Genomic DNA, 26,682 nt, shown 5'->3' on the forward strand with positions numbered 1-26,682 from the left:
AGGCAGGTCATCTCGATCAGGCCGCGTGCCGCGCTGGCGCATCGCCGGTCAGCTGGTGCAGGGCATCCGCGTCCAGCACATGGATGCGGGTGGGTTGTGGCATGGCGATCACCCCGGCCTTTTCCAATGCGCGGATCTGGCGCGAAACGGTTTCCAGTGTCAGGCCGGACATCTGCCCCAACTCGGCGCGGCTGACCGGCAAAAGCAGTTCGTTCGTCCCGCCTTGTCGGGCATGAAGCCATGCCACCATCGACGCCACGCGCTCGGACGCGCTCTTGCGGCCAAGCAGGGTCTGCCAACGATGCGTTATGGCGATCTGGCCCTGCAACAGGTGCAGCAGGTTCAGGCGAAGGCGCGGGATGTCCGCCGCCAGCGCGTCAAAGCCGGCGCGGTCGCAGGTCAGCAGCGCCGTCTCCTCGAGCGCGGACAATTGTCCGCCTGCGCGCCTGGGCCCCAAGGGCGAGAGCACCTCGCCCGCAAAGTTCAGCGCAAAGAGGCGGCGCGCACCATGGGCATCATGCACGTCCTCGCGCAGAGCCCCGGACAGTATCACGCCGACAAAGGGCCTCTGGACCGGGTCGAGCGGGACAGGTTCGCCACGGGCATAGAGGTTTTTGCAAAAGCCCTGCCGGATGCAGTGCATTTCGTGGCGGGTCAGCCCGCGGAACAGTGCGGGTCGTGGCTGTGTCCGGGCATCCGGGCAGGGGGCCTTGGTGGCCCATGGATGGATCATCGCGTTCATGAGGAACGTCCTTGTCTTGGATCACGGGACAAGGGGCACGCGGCCCCCGGTTGAGGGATCAGACCGGGACGGGTGGCGCGCGGGTGCGATGACGAGCCAGCGGCGCGTGTGCGGTGGGCCGTTGCGCGGTGACGGCGGGCGGAGCCGTGGGCCAGAGCGACAGGAGGATCGCGGCCCCCAACCGTGGCGGGGCCTCGGCGCCGGTGACGCTGATCTGAATGCAATCGGAGCCGTCATGACCGCCTCCGTCGGGCTGATGATCCTCGACGGGATGGACCTCTCCGTCATTGGCCAGCCAGACCTCCTGGGTGCCATCGGGCGTGCAGATCACCAGGCGCATGCCATCGGGACCCTGCGCGCGCATCATCCCGGTCGGCACGGTGGCCGGGCCGAGTAGCGCCAGGAACAGCAGCGCGCGTGTAATGAGGGCCGCAGGATGCAAGGATCAGTCGCCGGAGTGGTCCATCGTGGAATGATCGGCCGCGTCGGCAGCAAAGTCCCGTGTGACGGTCTGGTCGGCCAGTGTGGCGATCATGGGAGGGCAGGCGGCCAGTGCCGCACGAAAGGCGATGGTTTTCATTCCGTCTCTCCAGGGTCTGAAGGGGCCCGGCAAGACCGCCGGGCGAGCGTTTCACGAAGGTGAAAGGCGTCAGACTGCCGGAGGGGCGCGTGCCGGGCGCGTGGCCTCGGTGGTCAGGGTGTCTCGGACGGGCGGTTGTGGCGTCCAGTCTGCGGGGGCGAGCGAAAGCTCGGCGACAATCATCGAAACGGCGGGTGCCGGAAGGGACATGGCCCCGTGCAGGAGGCAGGCGCCACAGGTCTGCTGCGCGCCCTTGCCATCAATGTCCCCGCAGATGTCGGCCACATCCAGCCCGAAGGTCAGCGCATAGTCCGAGGCCGCCTGTTCATCCGGCGTCATGAACCGATGCGCAAAACCCGACGTCGACAGGGCGAGGACGAGCAGCACGACCAGAGTGCGCAAGGGCAATATCCGCATCAGGGCCTTCATGACAGGAGATGGATAGCACGACCCGGGAAAACCGCAAGCGTCCCTCGCATCGCGGTGCCCCGGTCCAGTTGCGGAAAGATCGCGACAAGGCTGGCACGGCGGAGGATATGAATGCGGGGAGAGAGGCCGTCTGCGGGGTTCTACCGCCCGTGCCCCCCCCCTTTGACGGCGAAGGGGCAACCGGACATTCAGGCAATCCCGAGATGGGCGCCCTTGCCACGTCACTGGATTTCCGCATTGGCGTGCCGCCGGTTTTATGGACGGCGACTTGGGCTTTCATCGCGCGCGCCCCGAACGCCATGGGGCTTGGGTCGCCGATGGTCGCGCGACGGTGGAACGGCTCGAACATGGCCGCTTGCACTGACGCCCCAGATCAGCGATCCTGACTTTTGTGTGCCTCACCTGGTGCACGAAGCCGTATCATCGCGACGAATGCCGGGGTCAAAAGTAACTTGATTTCAAGCGGTTGAAACGTTCCCCCCTGCGCCTCCGGCGGGCGTGTCCGGGGCCGGAAAAAGAGCCGGCCCCGGTGAGACAAAGATGGGCGAGACATGGGCCTGACAAGCGATCTGATGGAGCTGCGCGAGGCCGATATCACCGCGCATTACCCGGCCGCCGAGGCGATGCTGCAAGGGTTCGACCATGCCCCGCGTATCGCGCGCGCAGCCCCCGCGCCCGGTGACGCCGAGGAACGCTCGCCCGGGATCGGGACGCGACGGCGGTTCCGTTCGACCACGCCGGGGCTGGTCACCCGGCGAACCGTGCGGCCCGACGGGGTGCACCTGCTGGAGCGGATCGAGGCCTGCGACGGGGGCGATCCGCTGACCTCTCCGGCGCAGGCGCAGGTGATGCGGGCGCTGCGGCGGGCGCTCTCGATCGCGCTGGCGATGGCCGAGACCTATGGCGAGCAAACGCCGCTGGCCGCGCTCAAGCGCGCCAACCTGGCCGGCGATCTGCCAGCGGCGCGCAAGGGCGAGTTCTCCGAGCTTCTGGCCGGCGAGGCGCTGATCGCGCTGCATGTCTTCGGCAATGCGCTGTCTTACCTGCTGGCGCCGCACCTGGGCGAGACCACGATCGAACCCGGCGAGGTCGAGGAGGTGCTGACCGATCACGGCCAGATCGCTCTGCACGGCGCATTGTGGGAGCTGGACCGCGCGTTGGCGGCGCAGGCGGGAGACGACGCGCGGCTGGTCGCCACCGCCAGCACCTTTGCCGAGGCGCTGATGGAGAAGGTCGCGTTGCGGGCGCAGTCGGCGCCGCACCTGGGCGCGTTCTCCGGTGCCGCCTGGCGGATCGAGGCGGACGACCTGACCCTGCGCGGCTTTATCCCGGCGACGCGGGCGAAATCCACCACGCTCTCGATGTCCTTCAAGAAGCCCGAGGAGGTGGTCGGCAACCATATCGCCAAGTACCAGGCCCTGAGGCTGGCCAAGATGCTGATGGCCTATGATTTCGACCGCAAGCTGAATCCCTTTGCCGAGTTGGGCGGATTCATCTTCACCTTCATGGGCGACGGCATGCCGGGGACCGGCAAGACCACGCTGATCCAGATGATGGCCGGGTTGATCCACGAATACTGTCAGAACGCGGGCTATCCGTTCCGCTATCAGAACCTGAGCACCGAGAGCATCGACAGCTACCAGGGCAAGTCGGCGCAGAACGCCAAGGCCTTCATCAACGCGGTGATCGACCCCGGCGTGATCGGGTTCGGCACCATCGACGACATCGACCAGCTTGCCGGCAAGCGCGGCGACCGGCAATCGAGCGCCGGGCAGCTGGAGATCACCGCCGTGCTGATGGAGAGCTTTGCCGGCGCCAATACCGTGGTGCGGGGCAATTGCACATTCGGCATGTTCTCGAACTATCCCGAGAACGTCGACGATGCCCTGCGCCAGCGGGCCGGAGCGCGATTCCTGGTCGACGGGCCGCAAAGCCGCGAGGATTACATCGACATCCTGGCGCTGCTCTTGGGCAAGGGGCACGGGATTCCGCTGGGCGATCACGAGCTTTATGCCGCGCAGGAGATCCGGCGCGCGGTGGCGGCCAGCTTCGCCGCGCACAACCGCCCGCAGGAGGCGGCGCTGGTCGATGTGTTCGAACAGGTGACGCAGCGGGTCGGCGCGCTCGATACCGTGGCGCGGATGGGTGCCTATCTCAAGGCGATCCAGCAGGCCGACCCGCGGTTCACCGGCCGGTCGATCAAGAACATCACCGACGCGGTCAAGATGCGCTCGATGGATTTCGAGCTGCCCGATGAATGGATGGAGCAGCCCGAATTGTTCCTGTTCCGCGACTACGAGACCAAAAGGGCGATGATCGAGGAGTTGCGGGTGCCGATCACGCCGGAAATGGTGATCCAGGAAATCAACCGCTATGCCGACAGCGAATTCCGCTACAGCGAGAACTCCGACGAGGTGGCGATCGAGACGGCGGTGCGCGAGATGGAGCGGATGGAAGAGGCGAAACGGCGGTACCTGGAGGGGAAGGGGTGATGATGCGTACTGCTTTGCATCCCTCGAAAATTCAGCGCGCTGCCCCCCTGTTCGACAGCCCGGCGCGCCTGCGGCGCGCAGCCCCCACCCCACCCCCCTTCAGGGTCGGGGCTCATTTTCTGAACAGATGTTCGGCACGGAGGGTGTGCCCATGAAACGCCTCATCACCCGTGGCCTGATGTTCGGAAATCTCTACCGGGTCGACAGCCCGGCGCTGGTCGAACGGTACAACCGCGCGCTCACGCATCTGACCGGAAAGCGCACGGCGCTGGGCGAATTTCATGTCGATCTGTCGGGCTATTCCCCCGAGGTGGGCGATGAGCTGGGCGATCACCTCTATCTCAACCAGGGCGGGGTGAACCGGCAGTTCATCCTGCTGACCACCGAGCAGAAACACTGTCCGCTGCTCAATGCCAAGTTCTCGACCAGCCGTGACATCCTGCGCGATTTCATCGCCGACAACGAAACGCAGCTGTTCGCGCTGACCGCCACCGACGCGGTGGCGGGGGAGTTGGTGAACTCGGTGATCGACATCTCGGACCCGCGCCGGCTGTTCGATCTCCGCCGCGTGGTGATCGAGGCCGACACCACCACCGGCACCCTGCGCCACGCCGAAAAACTCACCCGGCTGGTCGACCGCTTCAAGTCCGAGCCGGACGCCTGGTTCGATGACGTGCTGATCGCCGAGATGATCGGGCTGGCGCAGAAATCCGGCGATCTCACCCGCAACCCGGTGCGGCTGGAAAACCGTGAGTATGAGCAGGCGGATTTCTGGACCGCGCATTTCGGCGGGCTCTACCTGTTTCAGAGTGTCGACGAGACGACGCTGATCGCCGCCGGCGAGACCGGCGGGCTGGAGGATCTGCCGGTGCAGCGGGTGATGCCGCTTTCGGCGCGCAACCGCATCGCGCGGTTCCTGACCGACAACGGGCTGGTCGAGCCGATCCTGCGCGCGCGCGGCATAGATGCCGCCGCGATCCTGCGGCAAAAGATGGATTTCATCGTGATCGACGCGGCCGCCGGGGCCGGGCTCGACCTGGCCGATCTCGACCGTGCCGACCTGCGGCGGCTGGCGCGCACCAACGCCGATGTGCTGCCCGGCGCCTATCACGGGCTGGCGCACCTGTTGAACTGGGCCTCCTCGGGCGGTGACTGGCCGCGCATCACCTCGGAGGATCCGGCCTATTTCTACACCCTGCGGGCGGCGGACACGCCGCTGCGCGACCTGGTCAACATGCTGCTGGCCGAACTGACGCCGCTGGACATCCGGCAGCTGTTCATCTGCCACAAGGCGCTGTTCTATCGCCTCTATGCCGATTGGCCCGAGGGCAAGCGCGCCTATGTTGCCGATTTCCTCGCGCGCGAGTATCAGGTGGACAAGGCTGGCGCGCGGGCGGCGCTTTACGGGCATGAGCCGGACATGTCCGGCGAGGATCCGCCAACCCCGCCCGACGACCTGATCCGCCGGGTCGGACCCTGGGGCGCGGTAAGGAGGAACTGACATGCTGGTGATGCTGCGTTTTCTCTTGCCGCTGCTGGTGGTGCTGACGGTGGTCTATGTCGTCCTCTCGGTCTATTCGCGATTTGTCCGCCGCCGCAAGCTGGCCGAACGCTGGGACAGCAAGGACGTGTTGACGGTGGATCGCGAAACCTTCATCCGGCGTGGGCTGGAACGCTATGACCGGTCCTTCCGCCGCAAGCTGATCCTGGGGGTCTACATCGTGCCGCTGACGGTGATCGCGATCCTCATCTATGTCACGAATTTCATGTAAGGGCGCTCCGATGGTTTACGTCAAATGGGCATTCATCCTCACCTTCTGGCTGCTGGTCGCGGGGTTCTTTCACTACACGCTGCCGCAGAACGACATCGCCCGGATCACCGACACCTATGAAAAGCGGATCGACCCGGGCGAGAACAGCTGGTTCTGGGCCTCGCACGACGTGGGCAGCGATCCGACCACCTCGAACCGCGACGTGTTCTTCATCCAGACGCGGGGATCGGACGGCAAGATCATGGTCTATCGCAACGAGGATACCGGCTGGTCCTGGCCGCCCTATTTCAAGGTCAACAGTTCCAACCTGCAGGCCGAGGCGGCGGATATGAAATCGACCGCCGAGGCGCCGAAATGGGTGGCGATCCGCCATTACGGCTGGCGCAACGAGTTCCTGTCGATCTTTCCCAACGCGGTGAAGATCAAGCCCGTCGCCGGGCCGGAGGTGCGCCTGATCCCGTGGTTCAACATCATCCTGCTGACCGTTCTGGCGGCGCTGGCCTATGCGGTCTGGGTGCGCTGGCGCCGGTTCCGGCGGGCCCGGATCGACCCGCTGATCGAGGATATCGAGGACAACATGGACATCGCCGGCGAGGCGATCTCGGAACGCGGCGGGCGGCTGCGCCGCTGGCTGTCCCGCAAGGGTGGCAAGTAAGCCGGGTCAGTCGGCGAACAGATGCTCGGCCTGCGCCAGGCTCGCCGCCTGGTCGCGCGGGATCGACAGGAAGGCGGCCAGCGCCTCGGCGTTGTCCTCGGGGTCGGCCGATTCTCGGATCTGGCAGAAATTCTCAAACCCGGCATCGCGCAGCTGGTCGGATTCGTGGGTCAGGTCGTTCCGGATCGTCGGCACCAGCCGCTCCAGCGCGGATTGCGGTGTTTGCTCTCCGGCCAGCCCGATGCGCCGGGCGTGCCCGATCAGGTAGTCGTCCGAAAAGTCGCAGTCGATCTCAAGGACCCGCGTTGTCGACCGGTCCGAGGCGAAATCCTGCATCAGGTCGAGGTTGCTCGGATCCATGCAGACGATCAGCCGGTCGGCCTCGTAATAATCGAACAACATGCGCATCAGCGCGCGGCGGTGCCGGGCGCGTTTTTCCAGAGACCCCTCGATCCCGCCCAGGTCGGGCAGGGGGGTATCGACCTCGTTGAACAGGTACTCGATCGCCGGCAGGTTGGTGATCTGGCGGATGTGCTGCAAAAGCCGCTTGGCGACGTGCCATTTCTTGCACACCACGATCATCAACTCGCGCTCGCGCCCTAGCGAGCTTTCGGTTTCCCAGAACCGCACGCCGAACCGGCGCCCGATGCGCCCGCGGCCGGTCAGGAACTTGTGCAGATTCTGGCCTTCGTTCGAGATCCGGAAATCCACGTCATGCGCGGCATAGAGTTGGCCCAGCCGATCCTTGAGGTCGGTCGCCTCGGGGCTGATCTTGCGTGCGAAAAGGTAGTCCTGCCCCAGCAGCAGGTCGTAGTGGTCGTTGTAGAAGGTCACCGGCATCCCGTAGTCCGAGAACATCAGGAAGGTCAGCGTCCGGCTTTCGATCTCGTTTTCCGGGACGAGGTGGCGCACCAGGGTCTGAAAAAACGTCTCGTCGGGAATCCAGGTGGTGCGAAAGAACCGCATCACGTCGCGCCGTTTCCGGGTAAAGTCCAGGATCCACTCGACGGTGCGGCGGCGCAGGCACCACCATTGACTGCCAATCTGCATTCGGAGGTCGGCAGGGACCGCCCGTTGCAGGCCCAGCCGACGTTGCAGCTCGACCGAGGCATAGAACAGGGTCTTGTGCTTTCGCTCGTTCAGGAAGTGGCGATAGATCAGCCGGTCTTCTTTCATCCCGGTCTTGATCCAGTCGCTGTCGAAGAAATCGACGCTCTCGATGAAGTCGCGGTCGTTTCCGTCAAGGAAGCTATGGGCGTATTCCGCCGATTTGATCGGCATGCAGTCGCCCGACAGCATGTAGAAATGCGAGGCGCGCGGAAAGGCCTCGGCCGCGGCCTCGACGGCGTTCAGGGTCGCCTGCACCAGCGACCACTCGCCCCAGCCGCAGCGGATGCGCGGGCGGGCAAAGGTCACGTTCGGGTTGTCGGCCAGCGCATCGCGGACCTGGCGGAACTGCGCCAGTGGCGCGCGAGCGTCGAAGTGGATCGAGATATAGTCGCCCGCCGTCGTCAGCCGCTCGGCCTGAAGGACAATCGCTTCGGGGTCCTTGTGACAGAGCAGGATGTAAGCGATTTTCGCCATGATAAAACGACATATACGTGTTTGGGCAATTCTCCTAACTAGATAAAGGTGAAGGGCGATTGAATAAACACGCAAAATTTGCTTTTTTCATGCAAACCCCGCCCGCGGCACCGAGAGAGTGGCCCGGGCTGCATGGAGGCAAAGGGCAAATGGGCTTTCCCGGCACCTGGATGACGACAAGCGAGAGCATGGTGTATCGGGTCGTCCCGAAGTGCGCCTGCTCGACCATCGGGCAGATCATGTATTATTCCGATCATGGCGTGTTCTTCGACGGCGACATCCACGATGCCAGGTCGGGGCTGCACAAATGGGGCATCGAGGAGAGCCAGGACCAGATCACCCGCAACGTGCAGGCGCACCGGTCCTATGCCTTCACCTGCGTGCGTAATCCCTACACGCGCATCCTGTCCTCGTTCTTTGACAAGATCTGCGGCATCCAGCGCAACGGCAAACGCTATCGCGGAAACCTGGTGCCCAAGCTGGCCTATACCTATGGCATCGAGGTCGGCGGCGATGACGGCAAGGGCGAGTTCGACCAGATCGCCTCGTTTCGCCGTTTTCTGCTGTTCGCCCGCGACACCATCCGCTGGCGCCGTCCGATGGACCCGGACATCCACTGGTCGGCGATGTCGGGCCATGTCTCGACCTTCATCGTCAACGGCGGGCAGTACGACAACATTTTCTGGACCGAGAAGTTCAACGAGGGCATGCAATCGGTGCTCGACGCGGTGGAGACCCCGCACGCCGTCGATCTGGCGACGATCCCGCGCTTCAACGAGAGCGAGGGGCACGGCCCGAAACGGGCGCATCCGGTCGAGGATTACTTCGACGACCTGTCGATGCACCTGGTCTACGAGATCTACAAACGCGATTTCGAGCTGTTCAAATACGACCCTGCCGATCCCGGCAACAAGCTCCCGGTGGGCGAGATCGACCTAGACGAGGTGCACGCCAAGCTCGGGCGCTGACGCGCACGATCTTGCGCAATGATCCGCGCGCGCGTAGATCGGTCGGCATGGCCAAGCAGAAGACAGATCCGAACTACAAGGTAATCGCCGAGAACCGGCGCGCGCGTTTCGATTACGCGATCGAGGATGACGTGGAATGCGGGATCATCCTCGAGGGCTCCGAGGTCAAGTCGCTGCGCGCCAACGGCGGCAATATCGCCGAAAGCTACGCGGCGGTCGAGGAGGGTGAGCTGTGGCTCGTCAATTCCTATATCGCGCCCTACAAGCAGGCCCGGACCTTTGGCCATGAAGAGCGGCGCCGGCGCAAGCTCTTGGTCAGCCGCAAGCAATTGTCGGACATGTGGAACGCGACCCAGCGCAAGGGCATGACGCTGGTGCCGATCGTGATGTATTTCAATCACAAGGGCATCGCCAAGCTCAAGATCGGCATCGCCAAGGGCAAGAAGGCCCACGACAAGCGCGAGACTCAGGCCAAGCGCGACTGGTCTCGGCAGAAACAGCGCCTGCTCAAGGATAACCGTTAGACATCCGGCCCGCAGGCGCGACGCGCTGTTGCCTTGCACCCGTTCGCGACCAATAGTAGGCAGGGAGTTGGCTTTGGTACAAGGGCGGCAGGCATGCAGGACGACCCCAAGACACTGGTTTCCACCGATTGGCTGGCGGCGCATCTGAAGGATCCCGACCTGCGGATTCTCGATGCGAGGATGCCGCTTGCGGGCCAGACGGGCGATCCCCGGGCCGAGTACGAGCAGGCGCATATTCCCGGCGCCCGCTTCTTCGATATCGACGATATCAGCGACCACCGGTCGGAGCTGCCGCATATGGTGCCGCCGGTCGAGAAATTCATGTCCCGCCTGCGCGCGATGGGCGTCGGTGACGGCCACCAGGTGGTGGTTTATGATTCCCTTGGGATCTATTCCGCCGCCCGCGTCTGGTGGACCTTCCGTCTGATGGGCCAGACCAATATCGCCGTCCTCGACGGTGGCCTGCCCAAGTGGTTGGCCGAGGGCCGCGAGACCGAGGATCTGCCGCCCATGGTCCGCGACCGGCATATGACGGTGCGGCTGCAGAACCAGATGGTGCGCGACGTGACCCAGGTCTCGGCCGCCGCCAAGCTCGGCGATCACGAGATCATCGACGCCCGGTCCGCCGGACGCTTTCGCGGCGAGGAGCCGGAACCGCGCGAGGGGCTGCGCAGCGGCCATATCCCGGGTTCGAAGAACGTCCCGTTCACCGAGCTTCTGACCGAAGACGGCACGATGAAATCGCCCGAGGCCTGCCGCGCCGTGTTCGAGGCCGCCGGCGTCGACCTGTCCAAACCCGCGATCACCTCCTGCGGATCGGGGGTCACCGCCGCCGTCCTCAGTCTCGCGCTGGAGCGGATGGGCAAGACCGACCATTCCCTCTATGACGGCTCCTGGGCTGAATGGGGTGCCTTCCCGACCCTGCCCGTCGCAACCGGAGACGACTGATGTTCGAAACCCTCAAGGAACAGCCCGCCGACAAGATCCTGGCGCTGATGAAGATGTTCGCTGACGATCCGCGGGCGCAGAAGATCGACCTTGGCGTCGGCGTCTACAAGAACGCCGAGGGGGTGACCCCGGTGATGCGCGCGGTGAAGGCCGCCGAACAGCGAATCTGGGAACAGCAGACCACCAAGAGCTATACCGGGTTGGCCGGTGATCCGGCCTATGCCGATGCGATGATCGGGCTGATCCTGTCCGATGCGGTGGCGCGCGATACCGTCGCCGCCGTTGCCACGCCCGGCGGCACTGGCGCGGTGCGCCAGGCGTTCGAGCTGATCCGCATGGCCAATCCGGGCGCGCGCGTCTGGGTCTCCGACCCGACCTGGCCGAACCATACCTCGATCCTCGGCTACCTGGGGATCGAGACCAAGGCGTACCGCTATTTCGACAGCGAGACACGTGGCGTCGATTTCGACGGCATGATCGCCGACCTCAAGACGGCGCAGGCCGGCGACGTGGTGCTGCTGCACGGGTGCTGCCACAACCCCACCGGCGCCAACCTGAACCTTGTCGAGTGGCAGGCGGTGGTCGACGTGTTGAACGATCGCGGGCTGATCCCGATGATCGACATCGCCTACCAGGGCTTTGGCGACGGTCTGGAAGAGGACGCCGCCGGCACCCGCCTGGTGGCCTCTTCGGTGCCCGAATGCCTGATCGCGGCGAGCTGTTCCAAGAACTTCGGAGTGTACCGTGAACGCACCGGGTTGCTGATGGCTGTCTCGGCGGATGCGGGCAAGACCAAGCTCAACCAGGGCACGCTGGCCTATCTCAACCGCCAGAACTACTCCTTTCCGCCGGATCACGGCGCCCGGGTGGTGAGCACGATCCTCACCGATCCCGCGCTGCGCGCCGATTGGGCGAGCGAGTTGGAAGAGGTGCGCCTGTCGATGCTGGGCCTGCGCCAGCAACTCGCTGACGAGTTGCAGCGGCTGACCGGATCGGACCGGTTCGGCTTCATCGCGCAGCACCGCGGCATGTTCTCGCGCCTTGGCACCACGCCCGAACTGGTGGCCAGGCTGCGCGAGGATCACGGCATCTACATGGTGGGCGACAGCCGGATGAATATCGCCGGGCTGAACAAGACCACCGTTCCGATCCTGGCCCAGGCCATCGTCGACGTCGGCGTCTGAGCCTTTCGATCACCGGTGCCACGCCCCGTTCGCATGGACGGGGCGCGTGCCTGTTTCACCGATTTAGCCCGAAGGGGACGACATGGCCGGACAGAAGAAACTGCTGCGCGCGCTGGCGGGCGAGGTGCTGGAAACCCCGCCGATCTGGATGATGCGGCAGGCTGGCCGCTACCTGCCCGAGTACCGCGCCACGCGGGAAAAGGCCGGCGATTTCCTGTCGCTGTGCTATAATCCCGAGCTCGCCGCCGAGGTGACGCTGCAACCGATCCGCCGCTATGGCTTCGATGCCGCGATCCTGTTCGCCGACATCCTGCTGGTGCCGCAGGCGCTGGGCGCCGACCTGTGGTTCGTCACCGGCGAGGGGCCGCGCCTGTCCACCGTGACCCAACAGGCGGATTTCGATGCCTTGAAACCGGCTGACGCGATCCACGACAAACTGGCACCGGTCTATGAAACCCTGCGCATCCTGAAGGGGGAGTTGCCGCAGGACACCACGCTGATCGGCTTTGCCGGCGCGCCCTGGACCGTGGCCACCTACATGATCGCCGGGCGCGGCACCCCGGCGCAGGAGCCGGCCCATGCCCTGCGCGAGGGCAACGTCGCGCTGTTCGAGGCGCTGCTCGACCGGATCACCAAGGCCACCATCACCTATCTCTCGGCGCAGATCGAGGCCGGGGCCGAGGTGGTCAAGATCTTCGACAGCTGGGCCGGGTCGCTCAAGGGCGCGGCCTTCGACAAATACGCGATGGAGCCGGCGCGCGAGATCACGGCGGCGCTCAAGGCGAAACATCCCGACATCCCGGTGATCGGGTTTCCGCGCGGCGCGGGCGAGAAATACGCCGGGTTCGCCAAGGCGACCGGCGTGGATTGCGTGGCGCTGGATCAATCGATCGATGCCGATTGGGCGGCGGCCAACGTACAGCCCAACGGTTGCGTGCAGGGCAACCTGTCCCCCGAGCATATGGTCACCGGCGGCCAGGCGCTGGTCGACGAGACGCGGCGCATCGTCAAGGCGTTCTCCAAGGGGCCGCATATCTTCAACCTCGGCCATGGCATCACCCCGGACGCGGACCCCGAAAATGTACAATTGATGGTCGATACTGTACGAGGGGCCGCCCGGGGCTGACCCAGACGCGGCGCCCCCGCTTCTTCTCTTTAAAAATACTCAAATCCGAGGGTGCGGCCGGGCGCGCCCTCAGCTGCCCTGTTCCATCCGCTGGCGAAAGGCGCGCGGCGGTATCCCGATGCCACGGGTGAACACGCGCGAGAAATGCGCCGGATCGGAAAACCCCAGCTCATAGCCGATCTCGGCCGCCGTCAGGTTGGTATAGATCAGCATGCGCCGCGCCTCGCGCAGCATCCGTTCGCCGATCAGCGCCGAGGCGGGACGACCGGTGGCCTGGCGCACCACGCGGTTGAGGTGGGTGGGCGAGACGGCGAGGCGGTCGGCATAGCCGGCGACCGGCAGCCGTTGGCGGAAATGCTGCTCCACCAGCGCCTCGAACCGGCGCAGCAGCGGGGTGCCGGCATGGGGATCGGGCGGCGCCTGGTCGGCATGGATCGCGCGCGCCGCCAGCCCCAGCAGCGCGCCCGCCTGCGAGCGCAGGATCTGCGCCCGGGCAAAGTCTCGGTTGTGGTACTCGGTCAGGATGCGGCGGGCCAGCGTTTCCAGTTCCGGCGGCAGTGGCACGGCGCAGGGCACCGACAGCGGAACCCGCAGCCCCTCGCGGTCGCGCAGCGCCTCGTCCATCAGGTCGGCGCTGACCGTGATGACCCAGCCCTCGGTGCCCCGGTGAAAGCGGAACCCGTGGACAAAGCCGCGCGGCATGTTGACCAGCACCGGAGGGACCAGCGGCACGGTCTTTCCCTCGATCCGGGCGCTGCCGCCGCCCGAGCGCATCAGCAGGACCTGGTGCAGCCGCGCGTGGCGGTGCGGGCGCAATTCCCAGTTATGCAGTTCTGAGCGTTCTGGAATGGTCTCGCAATGCACCACGTCGGGCACCTCGGCGGTTTCGCCGAACAGGTTGTAGTTGCGGATCGCGGCGCTGTGCGAGGTCTCTGTCATGTTCGAAATGTACAACAAGATGCGCGGTTGATCCATTCCGTACAAGTCGGTGCGGGGGCATATTCCGACCAGAAAAAGGAGGAGAGACCATGACAACTCCCATGAAAACCAAGGTCGGAATCATCGGCGGCGGGCCATCGGGCCTGTTGCTGTCGCAATTGCTGCACCTGAAGGGAATCGACAATGTCCTTCTGGAAAAGCACAGCCGCGACTACGTGCTGGGCCGGATCCGCGCCGGCGTGCTGGAGCATGGCTTTGCCGAGCTGATGCGCGAGGCCCAATGCGGCGAGCGGATGGACCGCGAGGGCGAGATCCACGACGGGTTCTATATCGCCCACGACGGCATCCGGGACCGGGTCGATCTGAAGAAATATACCGGCGGCAACTCGGTGGTGGTCTATGGCCAGACCGAGGTGACCCGCGACCTCTACGAGGCGCGCGACAAGATGGGCGGCACCGTGATCCACGAGGCACAGGACGTCACGCCGCATGACCTGAAGTCCGACGCGCCCTATCTGACCTATCGGCTGGGCGACGAGCCGCACCGCGTCGATTGCGATTTCATCATCGGCGCCGACGGGTTCCACGGGGTCAGCCGCAAGTCGATCCCCAAGGACGTGCTGACCGAATACGAAAAGGTCTATCCCTTCGGCTGGCTCGGGGTGCTGTCACGGACCAAGCCGGTCTCGCCCGAGCTGATCTATGCCAAGCATGAGCGCGGCTTTGCCCTGTGCTCCCTGCGCAGCCAGGTGCTCAGCCGCTATTACCTCCAGGTGCCGCTGACCGACCGGGTCGAGGACTGGTCGGACGAGGATTTCTGGGCCGAGTTGAAAAAGCGTCTGCCCGAGGATGTGGCCGGGGACCTGATCACCGGGCCGAGCATCGAGAAAAGCATCGCGCCCCTGCGCAGCTTCGTCGCCGAGCCGATGCGCTATGGCAACCTGTTCCTGGCCGGGGATGCCGCCCATATCGTGCCGCCCACCGGCGCGCGCGGGCTGAACTCGGCGGCTTCGGACATCTATTACCTCTATCATGCGCTACTGGATCACTATCAGGACGGCGACGATACCGGGCTGGAGCAGTATTCGCAAAAGGCACTGGCGCGGGTGTGGAAGGCGCAGCGGTTCTCCTGGTGGATGACCTCGCTGCTGCACACCTTCCCCGACAGCATTTCCTATGACAAGCGGTTGCAACAGACGGATCTGGAGTACTTGTTCTCGTCCGACGCGGCGCAGACCTCGCTGGCGGAAAACTACGTTGGCTTGCCATTCTGAGACGGTGCCATGACTGACCCACGGCGCGCATCCGCGCGCCGTGATGTCTTGCGGGGCGGGCCGGTGAATCTCGGCGCGCCCCTCGATCTCACGCCGCCTGAACGGCGTCGCGGTTCAGTGCCTGCTCCAGGTCCTGCAGGATGTCCTCGACCTCTTCCAGCCCCACCGACAGCCGCACCAGCCCTTCGGAGATGCCGTGTTCGGCGCGTTCCTCGGGGGTATAGGTGGAATGGGTCATCGAGGCAGGGTGCTGGATCAGGCTTTCCGCGTCGCCCAGCGACACCGCCCGCAGGATCAGGTTCAGGCGGTTCATCATCGCCACCCCGGCGCCGTAGCCGCCCTTGAGCTCAAAGGCGATCATGCCGCCGAAATCCGCCATCTGGCGCTTGGCCAGATCGTGCTGCGGATCGGAGGGCAGGCCGGGGTAATAGACATGCTCGATCTCCGGCTGCGCCGCCAGCCAATCGGCCACGGTGCGGGCGCTGGCGCTGTGGCGTTCCATCCGCAGTTTCAGCGTCTTGAGCCCGCGCAGGATCAGCATGGCGTTGAAGGGGGCCATCACCGCGCCGGTCATGTCCTTGAGCCCGTACATCCGGACCGCGGTGATATCCTCGGCGCTGCCGACGGCGAGCCCGGCGACAACATCGCCGTGGCCGCCCAGGTACTTGGTGGCCGAATGCACCACGATATCCGCCCCCAACTGGATCGGCCGGGTCAGGACCGGGGTGGCATAGGTGTTGTCCACCACCGTGCGCGCGCCATGGGCGCGGGCGATGCGCGAGACCTCGGCGATATCGACCAGCCGCATGTTGGGGTTCGCGGGGGTTTCGAAATAAACCATCTTCGTCGCCGGGGTCAGGGCGGCGGCGACGTTGGCGGCGTCGGTCATGTCCACATGGGTGACGGTGATGCCGAACTTTGCCAGACCATGGCGCAGATAGGCAAAGGTGCAGCCGTACAGCGTCTTGTCGACGATGACCTCGTCGCCCGGGGACAGGAAGGTCCACATCACCGCGGTGATCGCGCCCATCCCCGAGGCGGTGGCCAGCCCCGCCTCGGCGCCTTCGAGATCGGCGATGCGCCGTTCCAGCAGGTCGGTCGTGGGGTTGGAGACGCGCGAATAAAGGTATCCTTCGCGCTCGCCGGCAAAGACCTCGCCACCGGCCTCGGCGCTCTCGAAGGCGAAGGTCGAGGTCAGGTGCAGCGGCGGCGTCAGCGCGCCCTGATGCGCCATCGGGTCGTGAAAGGCGTGGATGGCGCGGGTGGCGAAACCGGAACGGTCGTGGGACATGGGGGAGACTCCTGCAAGGTGATCAGGGGCAGGGTACCAATGCACGGGCGCCAAGTTCTGCCAAATTATGCCCATGATTGGTTGAAAATTGGCATGTTATGCCACACTTTCCTGAGTCGTGGACGAAAAAGACTATCAGATCCTCCGCGCCCTGCAGGAGAACGGCCGACTGACCAATCAGGAGCTGTCGGAGCGGGTGAATCTCTCGCCCTCGCCCTGCCTGCGCCGGGTGCGGCAGCTGGAGAAATCAGGGGTGATCCGGGGCTATACCGCGCTGGTCGATCAGAACGCCTATGGCCTGCCGCTGACCGTGTTCATCCGGATCAAGATGGAACGCCACGCCGCCGAGCTCGTGCGGGTGTTCGAGGCCCGTATCCGCGACATCCCCGAGATCCAGGATTGCTACCTGGTGACGGGAGAGGCCGATTACCTGCTGCGCGTGGTCTGCCGGGATCTGGATGCCTATGAGCGGTTCATGCGGGAAAAGCTGCACGCGATTCCCGGCATCTCCTCGATCAACACGTCCTTCATCTTTGGCCGCGTCAAGCAGAGCCAGGTCCTGCCGCCGCCGTGAGCGGGCCTAACGCTGGGCCGTCTGCCAGTCGGGATGAATCCACGGGTGCTCGTTGGCGGGCGCCAGCGGCGCGCGGCCAAGGATGTGATCGGCGGCCTTTTCCCCGACCATGATTGAGGGGCCGTTGAGGTTGCCGTTGGTGATCTGCGGAAACACCGAACTGTCGGCCAGCCGCAGCCCCTCGACCCCGATCACCCGGCACTCCGGATCGACCACCGCCATCGGGTCGTCGGCCCGGCCCATGCGGGCGGTGCCGCAGGGGTGATAGGCGCTCTCGGCGTGTTCGCGGATGAAATCGTCCAGTTCGGCATCGCTCTGCACCGCGTCGCCCGGCTGGATTTCGTGGCCGGCAAAGGGTTTGAACGCCTCCTGCGCAAAGATCTCGCGGGTGAGGCGGATGCAGGTGCGAAAATCGCTCCAGTCGTCCTGGTGGCTCATGTAGTTGAAGAAGATCTTCGGCGCCGCCGCCGGATCGGACGAGGCCAGCGTCACCGCGCCCCGGCTCTTTGACCGCATCGGTCCGACATGGGCCTGGAAGCCGTGCCCCTCGGCCGCCGCCTGGCCGTCATAGCGCACGGCGATGGGCAGGAAGTGGAACTGGATGTCGGGGTACTTGACCCCCGCGCGCGAGCGGATGAACCCCGCGCTTTCGAACTGGTTCGAGGCCCCGGGGCCGGTTTTCGTCAGCAGCCATTGCGCGCCGACGCGAGCCTTGCCGACAAGGTTCCAGTACTTGAACAGGCTGACAGGTTGGGTCGCGGCCATCTGGATATAAAGCTCCAGGTGATCCTGCAGGTTTTGGCCGACGCCCGCGCGATCCGCGACAACCGCGATACCATGCTCGGCCAGATGCGCGGCGGGGCCGATGCCAGAGAGCATGAGCAGCTTGGGCGAGTTGATTGAGGAGGCAGCGAGGATCACCTCGCGCCGGGCCAAGATCACCTCGGTCTTGCCGCCGCGCGTCACCTCGACCCCGGTGGCGCGGCCCTCTTCGATCACCACGCGTTGGGCGTGGGCGCGGACCAGGTCGCAATTGGGGCGTTTCAGCGCGGGCTTGAGATAGGCCTCGGCGGCTGACCAGCGGCGGCCCTGCCAGATCGTCGCCTCCATCGGGCCGAAGCCCTCCTGCTTTTCGCCGTTGTAATCGTCGGTCAGCTCGTATCCCGCCTCGCGGCCGGCCTCGACAAAGGCTTGGGTCAGCGGGTTGTCGCGCTTGCCCCGGCTGACATGCAGCGGGCCGCTCTGCCCGCGCCAGTGTGGGTCGCCGCCATGGCCGCCGTCGTGCCATGTCTCCATGCGGCGGAAATAGGGCAGCACGTCGGCAAAGGACCAGCCGTCGGCGCCCATCTGCGCCCAGGTGTCGTAATCACAGGCGTGTCCGCGCACGTAGACCATGCCGTTGATCGAGGAGGAGCCACCGATCACCTTGCCGCGCGGGGTGGCCAGGCGGCGGCCGCCCAGGTGCGGCTCCGGCTCGGACCGATACCCCCAGTCGTAAAGCGGCATGTTCATCGGGTAGGACAGTGCGCCGGGCATCCGGATGAACGGGCCTGCATCGCTGCCGCCGTGTTCGATCACGAGGACCGAGGCGCCCGCCTCGGACAGGCGAGAGGCCATGGCACAACCGGCCGACCCGGCCCCGACGATGACGAAATCCGCTTCCATCCTTCGACTCCTCAGAACGGGGCTTCGGTGTCGCCAAGCGCGACATAGACCGATTTCAGCTGCGAGTAATGCTCGATCGCGGCCCAGCCGTTTTCCCGGCCCACGCCCGAGTTCTTGACGCCGCCAAAGGGCATCTCGACCGGGGTCAGGTTATAGGTGTTGATCCAGGTGGTGCCGGCCTGCAATTGTCCGATCACCCGGTGTGCGCGGGGCAGGTCGCGGGTGAATACCCCGGCGGCCAGCCCGAACTGGGTGTCGTTGGCGCGCGCGATCACTTCGGCCTCGTCCTCGAAATCCAGCACCGCCATCACCGGGCCGAAAATTTCCTCGCGGGCGATGGTCATCCCGTCGGTGACATCGGCAAAGATGGTGGGTTCGACGAAACATCCGTTGCGCTCGGCCCGCGCGCCACCGGCGACGACCCGCGCTCCTTCGTCCTTGCCCATCTGGATATAGGACAGAACCTTGTCCATCTGCGCCGTGCTGACCAGCGGGCCGAAGTTCACCGCCTCGTCCAGCGGATCGCCCATCACCAAGCCCTGCAACCGTTCAGTGAGGCGGGCGAGGAACCGGTCCTTGATACCCTTTTGCACAAAGACGCGGGTGCCGTTGGAACAGATCTGCCCCGAGGAATAGAAATTGCCCAGGATCGCGCCCGAGATGGCGTTTTCCAGATCGGCGTCGTCAAAGACGATCAAGGGCGACTTGCCGCCCAGTTCAATCGTCACATGTTTCAGCCCCTCGGCGGCGGCGGCATAGACGCGGCGCCCGGTGGGCACCGACCCGGTGAGCGAGACCTTGGCGACGCGGCTGTCGGTGGTCAGGGCGGCACCTGTCGCGCCCATCCCCTGTACCACGTTGAACAGGCCCGCGGGCGCCCCGGCCTCGACCAGGATCTCGGCCAGTTTCAGCGCCGAAAGCGGCGTCGTCTCGGAGGGTTTGAACACCATCGCGTTGCCGCAGGCCAGCGCCGGTGCGGCCTTCCAGCTGGCGACCTGGATCGGGTAGTTCCAGGCACCGATGCCGACGCAGACGCCCAGCGGCTCACGCACGGTATAGGCAAAATCACCGCCCAGCGGGATATGCTCGCCGGTGATGCCCGCCGCGATGCCGCCGAAATATTCCAGCGCGTCGGCGCCGCTGGCGGCATCGGCCACCAGCGTTTCCTGCAGCGGTTTGCCGGTATCGCGGGTTTCCAGTTCGGACAGCTCGCGGTTTCGCGCGCGCATGATTTCGGCGGCACGGCGCAGCACGCGGCCCCGCTCGGCCCCGGTCATCGCGGCCCACTCGGCCTGGGCCCGGGTCGCCGCATCAAGCGCGCGGTCAAGGATCGCGGGGGTCGCCGCGTGCAGCCGCGCGATCACCTCGCCGGTGGCGGGAAACAGCGAGTCAAAACCCTCTCCTGCGGTGTCCTCGACATAGGTGCCGTCGATGAAATGGCTGGCGGTGGGTTGGCAAATCGCGGTCATGGCGCACTCCGAATACTTGGGCGGGGGGCCTGAATGCCCCGAAATCGCGGTCTTGGAGTCCTTCTAGACCGTATATTGATTGACCAGTCAATCAGCCCGGTTGCGGGAATCCCGAAAATATGGTTCTTGGAGGCAATCAAATGTGAAACGGGGAGTAATACAGATGTTCAGACTGTCGATTTCGGCACTGGCCTTCGCGGCTATGACCGGCGCGGTAAGCGCCGCGGATTGCGATTCGGTCACCTTCTCCGATGTGGGCTGGACCGACATCACCGCCACCACCGCCGCCACCACCACGGTGCTCGGGGCGCTGGGCTATGACACCGACGTCAAGGTTCTCTCGGTGCCAGTGACCTACACCTCGCTCGCCAAGGGCGACATCGACGTGTTCCTGGGCAACTGGATGCCGACGATGGAGGCCGATATCGCCCCCTACCGCGACGCCGGCACCGTCGACACCGTGCGCGCCAACCTCGAGGGCGCGAAATACACCCTGGCCACCAACAAGGCGGGCGCGGACCTGGGCATCACCTCCTTCGGGGCCATCGCGGCGCAGACCGATGCGCTGGACAGCACCATTTATGGCATCGAGCCGGGCAATGACGGCAACCGCCTGATCATGGACATGATCGCCGCCGACGCCTTTGGCCTGACCGGGTTCGACGTCAAGGAAAGCTCCGAACAGGGCATGTTGGCACAGGTCGCGCGCGCCGATCGAAAGGGCGATCCGATCGTGTTCCTGGGTTGGGAACCGCATCCGATGAACGCCAACTTCGAGATGACCTACCTCACCGGCGGCGACGAGTGGTTCGGCCCCAACCTCGGCGGTGCGACGGTCTATACCAATACCTCGGCCGGCTATGTCGAGGCCTGCCCGAACGTGGGCAAGCTGCTGCAGAACCTCGAATTCACGCTGGCGATGGAAAACGAGATCATGGGCGCGATCCTGGACGACGGCGAAAAGCCCGAAGAGGCCGCAGCGGCCTGGCTTGCCGCCCATCCCGATGTGCTGGGCCCCTGGCTCGACGGTGTGACCGCCAAGGACGGCGGCGACGCGATGGCGGCGGTGAAATCGGCGCTCGGGCTCTGATCCGCGTGACAAGAACGGATGCGGCGCGGCTCTTCGGGGCCGCGTTGCATAACGGCGGCCGGCACCTCTACCGGCGGAACGACCAGCAAGGAACAGGGCGCACCGGATGAACTGGCTGACCGACCGCAAGATCCCCATCGGCGACGCCGCCGAGGGTTTTTTCCTTTGGCTGCAGGATCACGGCGCCTGGTTCTTTGACGGGATGGCGGTGGCGATGGAGGGGCTGATCGACGGCATCCTCTGGGTGCTGCAAACGCCGCATCCGCTGCTGGTGATCGCGGTCTTCGTGGCGATCACCTGGGGGCTTCAGCGCAACTGGAAGACCTGCCTCTTCGTCGCGCTCGGGTTCCTCTTCATCCTCAACCAGGACTACTGGGAGGAAACCACCGAGAGCCTGACACTGGTGCTTTCGGCCTGCGTCTTCTGCATGGCGCTGGGGGTGCCGCTGGGCATCGCCGCGGCGCATCGCCCAAGGCTCTATCGCGGCATGCGGCCGGTGCTCGACCTGATGCAGACGCTGCCCACCTTCGTCTACCTGATCCCGGCCATCGTGTTCTTTGGCATCGGCATGGTGCCGGGGCTGATCGCCACGGTGATCTTTGTGGTGCCAGCGCCGATCCGACTGACCCACCTTGGCGTCTCCTCGACGCCGCAACCGCTGCTCGAGGCGGCACAGGCCTTTGGCGCGACGCCGCGCCAGACGCTGTTCAAGGTCGAACTGCCCTATGCCCTGCCGCAGATCATGGCCGGGCTGAACCAGACCATCATGCTGTCGCTGTCGATGGTGGTGATCGCGGCGCTGGTCGGCGCCGACGGGCTCGGCGTGCCGGTGCTGCGCGCGATCAACACGGTGAACATCGCGCTGGGGTTTGAAAGTGGCTCGATCATCGTGGTGCTGGCGATCATGCTGGACCGCATGTTGCGGATGGAGCGTTGACCATGACCACGGCAGTGAAATTCGACCAGGTCTCCATCGTCTTCGGCCCCGATCCGCAGGCGGCACTGCCGCTGATGGACGAGATGAAGGGCCGCGCCACGATCCAGGAGGAAACCGGCCAGGTGCTGGGCGTTCACGATTGCTCGCTCGAGGTGGAAGAGGGCGAGATCCTGGTGCTGATGGGCCTGTCCGGGTCGGGCAAGTCCACGCTGCTGCGCGCGGTCAACGCGCTCAATCCCGTGGCGCGCGGCGAGGTTCTGGTCAATGACGGGCAGGGGATGGTCGACGTGACCCATGCCGACCCGGCCACCCTGCGCCGGATGCGACAGAACCAGATCGCCATGGTGTTCCAGCAGTTCGGCCTGCTGCCCTGGCGCACGGTGCGCGAGAACGTGGGCCTCGGGCTGGAACTGTCCGGCGTGCCCAAGCCCGAGCGCGCCGAACGGGTCGACCGGCAACTGGCGCTGGTGGGCCTCTCCGACTGGGGCGACCGCAAGGTGGGCGAGCTGTCGGGCGGCATGCAACAGCGCGTCGGGCTGGCCCGGGCCTTTGCCACCGAGGCGCCGATCCTGCTGATGGATGAACCCTTCTCGGCGCTCGACCCGCTGATCCGCACCCGGCTGCAGGACGAGCTTCTTGACCTGCAACAGCAGCTCAAGCGCACCATCATCTTCGTCAGCCACGATCTGGACGAGGCGTTCAAGATCGGCAACCGCATCGCCATCATGGAGGGCGGGCGGATCGTGCAATGCGGCACCCCGCAACAGATCTTCTCGCACCCGGCCAACGACTACGTGGCCGATTTCGTCGCCCATATGAACCCGCTGGGGGTGCTCTGTGCCCGCGACGTGATGCAGCCGGCCAGCGGCACGCCCGAGCTTACGGTTCCGCCCGACGCGGATATCCACGACGTGATGACCCAGGTGATCGAGACCGGCCAGCCGGTAGGCGTGGTCGAGGACGGCGCCCTGCTGGGCGAGATCACCAAGGACGGCGTTCTGGCGAAATTGCTCGACCCGCGCAGTTGACGGATAAGGTCCGCTGGTGTTGCATGGGGGACGGCTTCGCCGTCTGTCACCGGAGGCCTGCAGGTCGTCAATACGCGAATTGCCCGAATTTCAGGCGGGCCGCCTGATTTCCGCGCGCCGCGATTGGACCCGGGGGCGGACAGGTGGTCCAGGCCGCGCGGTGACTTGTCTTCGTTTTCAGGAGGTCGGCTGATCATATCATGACGCAAGACGATACCCAGTTCGACGAGATGTTTCGCGGGCCCGAAGCGCCCAGACCCCCCTATGACGGCTACTACGATTGGTTCCGTGGCGAAGACCTCAAGGCGCTGCGCCGGAAATCGACCGAGGCCGAGGTGTTTTTTCGCCGCATCGGGATCACCTTCAATGTCTACGGTCAGGACGAGGCCGACGAACGGCTGATCCCCTTCGACCTCGTGCCGCGCATCATTTCGGCGCGCGAATGGTCCCGGCTGGAACGCGGCATCGAACAGCGGGTCCGGGCGATCAATGCATTCCTGCATGACATCTACCATCGCCAGGAAATCCTGCGCGCCGGTCGCATCCCGCGCGAGATCATCGCCGGGAACGAGGCCTTTCTGCCGCAGATGATCGGGGTGAACCCGCCCGGCGGCGTCTATACCCATATCGTCGGTGTCGATCTCGTGCGCACCGGCGAGGACGAGTTCTTCGTGCTCGAGGACAACGCCCGCACGCCCTCCGGCGTCTCCTACATGCTGGAGAACCGCGAGACGATGCTGCAGATGTTCCCCGAGCTGTTCACCGGGCTCAACGTCCGCCCGGTCAGTTCCTATCCCAAGCTTCTGCGCCGGTCGCTGTCCGACTGCGCCCCGACCGGCTCGCCCAACGACCGCCCGGTGGTCGCGGTGCTGACGCCCGGCATCCACAATTCGGCCTATTTCGAACATGCCTTTCTCGCCGATCGGATGGGCGCCGAACTGGTCGAGAGCACCGATCTGCGCATCGACAAGGGCCGCGTCGCCATGCGCACCACCCAAGGGTATCAGCCGATCGACGTGCTGTATCGCCGGGTCGACGACGAGTATCTGGATCCGCTGAACTTCAACCCGGACAGCATGCTGGGCGTGCCCGGCATCATGGATGTCTACCGCGCCGGCAACATCACCCTGGCCAATGCGCCGGGCACCGGGATCGCCGACGACAAGGCGCTGTATTCCTACATGCCCGACATCATCGAGTTCTACACCGGTGAACCCGCGATCCTGCCCAACGTGCCGACCTGGCGTTGTTCCGAGCCTGATGCCCTGGCCTATGTGCTGGAGCATCTGCCGGAACTGGTGGTCAAGGAGGTGCACGGCTCGGGCGGCTACGGCATGCTGGTCGGCCCGGTGGCCAGCAAGAAGGAACTCGCCGCCTTCGAGCGCAAGCTGCGTGCGCGGCCGGCGAACTACATCGCGCAGCCGACGCTTGCGCTGTCGACGGTGCCGATCCTGACCAAGGCAGGGCTGGCCCCAAGGCACGTGGACCTGCGCCCCTTCGTGCTGGTCTCGCCGAACCGGATCGACATGACGCCGGGCGGGCTGACCCGCGTCGCATTGAAAAAAGGCTCTCTGGTGGTCAACTCCTCGCAAGGGGGCGGCACCAAGGACACCTGGGTATTGGGGGACTGAGCAGATGATGCTGGGCAAAAACGCCGGCGGGCTGTTCTGGATGTTCCGCTATATCGAGCGCGCCGAGAATATCGCGCGGCTGCTGGAGGCCGGCTGGCATATCGGGCTGACCCGCACCGGCGGCGTCAGCGAGTGGCAGTCGATCCTGACCACGGCGGGGATCAACGCCGCCTATCGCGAGAAGCACGACGAATACGATCCCGCCACCGTCATCAACTTCCTGCTGCGCGACAAGACCAACCCCTCAAGCGTGATGAACGCGATCGAGGCCGCGCGCACCAATGGCCGGATGGTGCGCACCGCGCTCTCCGGCGAGGTCTGGGAGGCGGTCAACGAATGCTGGATGTCGATGCGCGAAAGCCTCGCCCGTCCGGTCACCGACCGCAGCCTGCACGACACGCTCAGCACCATCCGCCACGGCACGGCGGTGGTGCGCGGGGCGCTGCATGGCACCATGCTGCGCAACGACATCTACGCCTTCTCCCGGCTGGGCACCTTCATCGAGCGGGCCGACAACACTGCCCGTATTCTCGACGTGAAATACTACGTCCTTCTGCCCTCGGCGGCCTTCGTCGGCAGCACCATCGACAACGCCCAGTGGGAGGTGATCCTGCGCTCGGTCTCGGCCGAACGGTCGTACCAGTGGCTGAACGGCGGCGACGTCTCGCCCAAGGGCATCGCCGAGTTCCTGATCCTCGACAAGCGCATGCCGCGCTCACTGGCGTTCTGCTACTCCAAGATCGGGCAATACCTCGAGCAGCTCGAACAGGAATACGGCGCCCGGCAAGACAGCCAGATCCGCGCCGCCCAGGTCTGCGAACGGCTGAAATCCGCCACGGTCCAGGACATATTCGAGGACGGGCTGCACGAGTTCCTGACCGAGGTCATCTCCGACACCTCCAGCCTGGCACAGCACATCGAAACCGATTTCCGGTTCTACAGGTAACCCCATGCGGCTCAAGATCACCCATACCACCACCTATACCTACGACACCCCGGTGGAATACGCGTTGCAGCAACTGCGCCTGATCCCGAAATCGGGGCACGGGCAGGGGGTGATCTCGTGGTCCTCGTCGATCAGTGGTGGCACCAAGCAGGTGGTGTTCGACGACCTGTTTGCCAACCATACCGAGCTGGTCGTCGTCGATCCCGGCGCCACCCGCATCGAGATCGTCAGCGAGGGCGACGTCGAGATCGAGGATCGCCATGGCGTCGTCGGCCGCCATACCGGCCCGGCGCCGCTCTGGCTGTTCCGCGAGACCACGCCGTTGACCGCGCCGGGCCCCGGGCTGCGCCGGCTGGCCTCGGGCATCCGCGCCGCCTTCGACGAGCTGGGCGGTGTCGACCCGATGCACGCGCTTTCGGCCGAGATCGCGGGCACGGTGGCCTATGAAACCGGACGGACCGACGCCGGCACCGGTGCCGAGGCGGCGCTCACCGCCGGCCACGGGGTCTGCCAGGACCATGCCCACATCATGATCGCCGCAGCGCGGCTGCTGGGCTATCCCGCCCGCTATGTCAGCGGTTACCTGATGATGGACGGGCAGGTGGAACAGGAGGCCAGCCATGCCTGGGCCGAGGTCTGGACCGAGCCGCTGGGCTGGATCGGCTTCGACGTCTCCAACGGCATCAGCCCGGACGCCCGCTATGTCCGGGTCGCCACCGGGCGCGACTACCGCGATGCGGCACCGATCCACGGGTTACGGCACGGCGCCGGGGGCGAGAACCTGCATGTCGCCTTGCAAGTTCAGCAATAGGCTGGTTGATAGGCGCAAAAAGG

26 protein-coding genes are annotated in these 26,682 nt (G+C 65.4%); 17 read left to right on the top strand and 9 right to left on the bottom strand.

The window, feature by feature from the left end; genetic code table 11:
• Nucleotides 1-16 precede the first annotated feature (16 nt).
• The 4 genes from ABWV23_RS19335 to ABWV23_RS19350 form a co-directional block, all read right to left on the bottom strand.
• Nucleotides 17-742 (bottom strand): Crp/Fnr family transcriptional regulator, encoded by a 726-nt coding sequence (locus ABWV23_RS19335; RefSeq protein WP_353350754.1) that lies wholly within the window; start codon nucleotides 740-742, stop codon nucleotides 17-19.
• A 58-nt stretch (nucleotides 743-800) separates the two neighbouring features.
• Nucleotides 801-1,184, bottom strand: a complete 384-nt coding sequence (locus ABWV23_RS19340; RefSeq protein ID WP_353350756.1) for a DUF2946 family protein — start codon at nucleotides 1,182-1,184, stop codon at nucleotides 801-803.
• Between the two features lie 3 nt (nucleotides 1,185-1,187).
• Nucleotides 1,188-1,322: a hypothetical protein gene (locus ABWV23_RS19345; protein WP_353350758.1), complete on the bottom strand. Its 135-nt coding sequence runs from the start codon at nucleotides 1,320-1,322 to the stop codon at nucleotides 1,188-1,190.
• Between the two features lie 69 nt (nucleotides 1,323-1,391).
• The gene (locus tag ABWV23_RS19350) at nucleotides 1,392-1,751 is read right to left on the bottom strand and encodes a polyketide synthase (protein WP_353350760.1); all 360 of its coding nucleotides are present in this window, start codon (nucleotides 1,749-1,751) and stop codon (nucleotides 1,392-1,394) included.
• A 551-nt stretch (nucleotides 1,752-2,302) separates the two neighbouring features.
• Between ABWV23_RS19350 and ABWV23_RS19355 the strand changes: the two genes are divergently transcribed.
• The 4 genes from ABWV23_RS19355 (at nucleotide 2,303) to ABWV23_RS19370 (ending at nucleotide 6,670) form a co-directional block, all read left to right on the top strand.
• The gene (locus ABWV23_RS19355) at nucleotides 2,303-4,243 is read left to right on the top strand and encodes an AAA family ATPase (RefSeq protein WP_353350762.1); all 1,941 of its coding nucleotides are present in this window, start codon (nucleotides 2,303-2,305) and stop codon (nucleotides 4,241-4,243) included.
• Between the two features lie 151 nt (nucleotides 4,244-4,394).
• Nucleotides 4,395-5,744 carry a DUF6638 family protein gene (locus tag ABWV23_RS19360; RefSeq protein ID WP_353350764.1) on the top strand — a complete coding sequence of 450 codons (1,350 nt, stop codon included), beginning with the start codon at nucleotides 4,395-4,397 and terminating at the stop codon, nucleotides 5,742-5,744.
• 1 nt (nucleotide 5,745) lies between these two features.
• Nucleotides 5,746-6,015, top strand: a complete 270-nt coding sequence (locus ABWV23_RS19365; RefSeq protein WP_353350766.1) for a hypothetical protein — start codon at nucleotides 5,746-5,748, stop codon at nucleotides 6,013-6,015.
• Nucleotides 6,016-6,025: 10 nt separating this feature from the next.
• Complete coding sequence (locus ABWV23_RS19370; RefSeq protein WP_353350768.1) at nucleotides 6,026-6,670, top strand: DUF1523 family protein; 645 nt, start codon at nucleotides 6,026-6,028, stop codon at nucleotides 6,668-6,670.
• 6 nt (nucleotides 6,671-6,676) lie between these two features.
• Here the strand turns inward: ABWV23_RS19370 and ABWV23_RS19375 are convergent, their stop codons facing one another.
• Nucleotides 6,677-8,254: a DUF5928 domain-containing protein gene (locus ABWV23_RS19375; RefSeq protein ID WP_353350770.1), complete on the bottom strand. Its 1,578-nt coding sequence runs from the start codon at nucleotides 8,252-8,254 to the stop codon at nucleotides 6,677-6,679.
• Nucleotides 8,255-8,403: 149 nt separating this feature from the next.
• On the opposite strand from ABWV23_RS19375, the gene ABWV23_RS19380 reads away from it, so the two are divergent.
• The 5 genes from ABWV23_RS19380 (at nucleotide 8,404) to hemE (ending at nucleotide 13,004) form a co-directional block, all read left to right on the top strand.
• Complete coding sequence (locus ABWV23_RS19380) at nucleotides 8,404-9,222, top strand: sulfotransferase family protein (protein ID WP_353350772.1); 819 nt, start codon at nucleotides 8,404-8,406, stop codon at nucleotides 9,220-9,222.
• Between the two features lie 47 nt (nucleotides 9,223-9,269).
• Nucleotides 9,270-9,746 (top strand): SsrA-binding protein SmpB, encoded by a 477-nt coding sequence (gene smpB, locus ABWV23_RS19385; protein WP_353350774.1) that lies wholly within the window; start codon nucleotides 9,270-9,272, stop codon nucleotides 9,744-9,746.
• Nucleotides 9,747-9,839: 93 nt separating this feature from the next.
• Nucleotides 9,840-10,694 (top strand): 3-mercaptopyruvate sulfurtransferase, encoded by an 855-nt coding sequence (gene sseA, locus ABWV23_RS19390; RefSeq protein WP_353350776.1) that lies wholly within the window; start codon nucleotides 9,840-9,842, stop codon nucleotides 10,692-10,694.
• Nucleotides 10,694-11,878, top strand: coding sequence for an amino acid aminotransferase (locus tag ABWV23_RS19395; RefSeq protein ID WP_353350778.1), 1,185 nt, complete (start codon nucleotides 10,694-10,696; stop codon nucleotides 11,876-11,878). Before sseA ends, ABWV23_RS19395 begins: the two co-directional genes overlap by 1 nt.
• Nucleotides 11,879-11,960: 82 nt before the next feature.
• Entirely contained in the window at nucleotides 11,961-13,004 is a 1,044-nt protein-coding gene (hemE, locus tag ABWV23_RS19400) for a uroporphyrinogen decarboxylase (protein WP_353350780.1), read from the top strand.
• Nucleotides 13,005-13,073: 69 nt separating this feature from the next.
• Here hemE and ABWV23_RS19405 read toward each other — a convergent pair whose 3' ends face one another.
• On the bottom strand, nucleotides 13,074-13,943 hold the full coding sequence (locus ABWV23_RS19405) for a helix-turn-helix domain-containing protein (protein WP_353350783.1): 870 nt from the start codon (nucleotides 13,941-13,943) through the stop codon (nucleotides 13,074-13,076).
• Between the two features lie 89 nt (nucleotides 13,944-14,032).
• Here ABWV23_RS19405 and pobA point away from each other — a divergent pair, with 89 nt between their 5' ends.
• Nucleotides 14,033-15,217: a 4-hydroxybenzoate 3-monooxygenase gene (pobA, locus tag ABWV23_RS19410; RefSeq protein WP_353350785.1), complete on the top strand. Its 1,185-nt coding sequence runs from the start codon at nucleotides 14,033-14,035 to the stop codon at nucleotides 15,215-15,217.
• Nucleotides 15,218-15,305: 88 nt separating this feature from the next.
• Here pobA and ABWV23_RS19415 read toward each other — a convergent pair whose 3' ends face one another.
• A complete protein-coding gene (locus tag ABWV23_RS19415; protein ID WP_353350787.1) occupies nucleotides 15,306-16,508 on the bottom strand; it encodes a methionine gamma-lyase in 1,203 nt (400 codons plus the stop codon).
• Nucleotides 16,509-16,626: 118 nt separating this feature from the next.
• Between ABWV23_RS19415 and ABWV23_RS19420 the strand changes: the two genes are divergently transcribed.
• On the top strand, nucleotides 16,627-17,082 hold the full coding sequence (locus tag ABWV23_RS19420) for an Lrp/AsnC family transcriptional regulator (protein WP_353350789.1): 456 nt from the start codon (nucleotides 16,627-16,629) through the stop codon (nucleotides 17,080-17,082).
• Between the two features lie 6 nt (nucleotides 17,083-17,088).
• Here the strand turns inward: ABWV23_RS19420 and betA are convergent, their stop codons facing one another.
• Together betA and betB are read right to left on the bottom strand one after the other, a co-directional pair.
• Nucleotides 17,089-18,747 carry a choline dehydrogenase gene (gene betA, locus ABWV23_RS19425; RefSeq protein WP_353350792.1) on the bottom strand — a complete coding sequence of 553 codons (1,659 nt, stop codon included), beginning with the start codon at nucleotides 18,745-18,747 and terminating at the stop codon, nucleotides 17,089-17,091.
• Nucleotides 18,748-18,758: 11 nt separating this feature from the next.
• Nucleotides 18,759-20,216: a betaine-aldehyde dehydrogenase gene (gene betB, locus ABWV23_RS19430; RefSeq protein ID WP_353350795.1), complete on the bottom strand. Its 1,458-nt coding sequence runs from the start codon at nucleotides 20,214-20,216 to the stop codon at nucleotides 18,759-18,761.
• Between the two features lie 163 nt (nucleotides 20,217-20,379).
• On the opposite strand from betB, the gene choX reads away from it, so the two are divergent.
• From choX to ABWV23_RS19460, 6 genes are all read left to right on the top strand, one after another.
• Complete coding sequence (gene choX, locus ABWV23_RS19435) at nucleotides 20,380-21,306, top strand: choline ABC transporter substrate-binding protein (RefSeq protein ID WP_353350797.1); 927 nt, start codon at nucleotides 20,380-20,382, stop codon at nucleotides 21,304-21,306.
• A 106-nt stretch (nucleotides 21,307-21,412) separates the two neighbouring features.
• Nucleotides 21,413-22,243 carry a choline ABC transporter permease subunit gene (gene choW / locus ABWV23_RS19440; protein WP_353350799.1) on the top strand — a complete coding sequence of 277 codons (831 nt, stop codon included), beginning with the start codon at nucleotides 21,413-21,415 and terminating at the stop codon, nucleotides 22,241-22,243.
• A 2-nt stretch (nucleotides 22,244-22,245) separates the two neighbouring features.
• Nucleotides 22,246-23,271 (top strand): choline ABC transporter ATP-binding protein, encoded by a 1,026-nt coding sequence (gene choV, locus ABWV23_RS19445; protein WP_353350801.1) that lies wholly within the window; start codon nucleotides 22,246-22,248, stop codon nucleotides 23,269-23,271.
• 200 nt (nucleotides 23,272-23,471) lie between these two features.
• Complete coding sequence (locus ABWV23_RS19450; protein WP_502901671.1) at nucleotides 23,472-24,902, top strand: circularly permuted type 2 ATP-grasp protein; 1,431 nt, start codon at nucleotides 23,472-23,474, stop codon at nucleotides 24,900-24,902.
• Nucleotides 24,903-24,906: 4 nt separating this feature from the next.
• Nucleotides 24,907-25,848: an alpha-E domain-containing protein gene (locus ABWV23_RS19455; RefSeq protein ID WP_353350803.1), complete on the top strand. Its 942-nt coding sequence runs from the start codon at nucleotides 24,907-24,909 to the stop codon at nucleotides 25,846-25,848.
• Nucleotides 25,849-25,852: 4 nt separating this feature from the next.
• The gene (locus tag ABWV23_RS19460) at nucleotides 25,853-26,659 is read left to right on the top strand and encodes a transglutaminase domain-containing protein (RefSeq protein WP_353350805.1); all 807 of its coding nucleotides are present in this window, start codon (nucleotides 25,853-25,855) and stop codon (nucleotides 26,657-26,659) included.
• The last annotated feature ends 23 nt before the right edge of the window (nucleotides 26,660-26,682 follow it).

Origin of the sequence: Aquicoccus sp. SU-CL01552 (genome assembly GCF_040365005.1) — a bacterium.
In the GTDB taxonomy this organism is placed as follows: Bacteria; Pseudomonadota; Alphaproteobacteria; order Rhodobacterales; family Rhodobacteraceae; genus Antarcticimicrobium.

Excerpts from the sequence above, each read along its gene's own strand:
- ABWV23_RS19335 (WP_353350754.1), bottom strand. The coding sequence starts at position 742 with ATGAACGCGATGATCCATCCATGGGCCACCAAGGCCCCCTGCCCGGAT.
- ABWV23_RS19345 (WP_353350758.1), bottom strand. The coding sequence starts at position 1,322 with ATGAAAACCATCGCCTTTCGTGCGGCACTGGCCGCCTGCCCTCCCATG.
- ABWV23_RS19350 (WP_353350760.1), bottom strand. The coding sequence starts at position 1,751 with ATGAAGGCCCTGATGCGGATATTGCCCTTGCGCACTCTGGTCGTGCTG.
- ABWV23_RS19355 (WP_353350762.1), top strand. The coding sequence starts at position 2,303 with ATGGGCCTGACAAGCGATCTGATGGAGCTGCGCGAGGCCGATATCACC.
- ABWV23_RS19360 (WP_353350764.1), top strand. The coding sequence starts at position 4,395 with ATGAAACGCCTCATCACCCGTGGCCTGATGTTCGGAAATCTCTACCGG.
- ABWV23_RS19365 (WP_353350766.1), top strand. The coding sequence starts at position 5,746 with ATGCTGGTGATGCTGCGTTTTCTCTTGCCGCTGCTGGTGGTGCTGACG.
- ABWV23_RS19370 (WP_353350768.1), top strand. The coding sequence starts at position 6,026 with ATGGTTTACGTCAAATGGGCATTCATCCTCACCTTCTGGCTGCTGGTC.
- ABWV23_RS19375 (WP_353350770.1), bottom strand. The coding sequence starts at position 8,254 with ATGGCGAAAATCGCTTACATCCTGCTCTGTCACAAGGACCCCGAAGCG.
- ABWV23_RS19380 (WP_353350772.1), top strand. The coding sequence starts at position 8,404 with ATGGGCTTTCCCGGCACCTGGATGACGACAAGCGAGAGCATGGTGTAT.
- smpB (WP_353350774.1), top strand. The coding sequence starts at position 9,270 with ATGGCCAAGCAGAAGACAGATCCGAACTACAAGGTAATCGCCGAGAAC.
- sseA (WP_353350776.1), top strand. The coding sequence starts at position 9,840 with ATGCAGGACGACCCCAAGACACTGGTTTCCACCGATTGGCTGGCGGCG.
- ABWV23_RS19395 (WP_353350778.1), top strand. The coding sequence starts at position 10,694 with ATGTTCGAAACCCTCAAGGAACAGCCCGCCGACAAGATCCTGGCGCTG.
- hemE (WP_353350780.1), top strand. The coding sequence starts at position 11,961 with ATGGCCGGACAGAAGAAACTGCTGCGCGCGCTGGCGGGCGAGGTGCTG.
- ABWV23_RS19405 (WP_353350783.1), bottom strand. The coding sequence starts at position 13,943 with ATGACAGAGACCTCGCACAGCGCCGCGATCCGCAACTACAACCTGTTC.
- pobA (WP_353350785.1), top strand. The coding sequence starts at position 14,033 with ATGACAACTCCCATGAAAACCAAGGTCGGAATCATCGGCGGCGGGCCA.
- ABWV23_RS19415 (WP_353350787.1), bottom strand. The coding sequence starts at position 16,508 with ATGTCCCACGACCGTTCCGGTTTCGCCACCCGCGCCATCCACGCCTTT.
- betA (WP_353350792.1), bottom strand. The coding sequence starts at position 18,747 with ATGGAAGCGGATTTCGTCATCGTCGGGGCCGGGTCGGCCGGTTGTGCC.
- betB (WP_353350795.1), bottom strand. The coding sequence starts at position 20,216 with ATGACCGCGATTTGCCAACCCACCGCCAGCCATTTCATCGACGGCACC.
- choX (WP_353350797.1), top strand. The coding sequence starts at position 20,380 with ATGTTCAGACTGTCGATTTCGGCACTGGCCTTCGCGGCTATGACCGGC.
- choW (WP_353350799.1), top strand. The coding sequence starts at position 21,413 with ATGAACTGGCTGACCGACCGCAAGATCCCCATCGGCGACGCCGCCGAG.
- choV (WP_353350801.1), top strand. The coding sequence starts at position 22,246 with ATGACCACGGCAGTGAAATTCGACCAGGTCTCCATCGTCTTCGGCCCC.
- ABWV23_RS19450 (WP_502901671.1), top strand. The coding sequence starts at position 23,472 with ATGACGCAAGACGATACCCAGTTCGACGAGATGTTTCGCGGGCCCGAA.
- ABWV23_RS19455 (WP_353350803.1), top strand. The coding sequence starts at position 24,907 with ATGATGCTGGGCAAAAACGCCGGCGGGCTGTTCTGGATGTTCCGCTAT.
- ABWV23_RS19460 (WP_353350805.1), top strand. The coding sequence starts at position 25,853 with ATGCGGCTCAAGATCACCCATACCACCACCTATACCTACGACACCCCG.